Genomic DNA, 239 nt, shown 5'->3' with positions numbered 1-239 from the left:
ACAATATTACCAGAAGCATCATCAATGGCAACATGAAGATGAGAGACAGTTTGACCAAACCATCTGAATTGACTAGCGTCCATTTGTATCAGTTCGCCGCAATATTTTTTTCTTGGACGACTAGGATGGATAGTGTCACTATCTGCTAGAAACTCACAAGAACGGGGTAAGTTTATAGACAATTCATGTCTCACCTGTTGTGCTACTTTTTTCTGTTGTTTTAGTCGTTTTACTGTTTT

General features: G+C 38.1%; 1 pseudogene. It reads right to left on the bottom strand.

Features of this window, described 5'->3' with window-relative positions:
- Positions 1–239 (bottom strand): annotated as a pseudogene (locus tag E4T68_RS09885) (ISNCY family transposase); the annotation flags it as partial.

Origin of the sequence: Granulicatella sp. WM01, assembly GCF_004570605.1 — a bacterium.
Lineage (GTDB): Bacteria > Bacillota > Bacilli > Lactobacillales > Aerococcaceae > WM01.
Note: the sequence above shows the minus strand (reverse complement) of the source record. Positions and strands in the feature narration are given on the sequence as shown.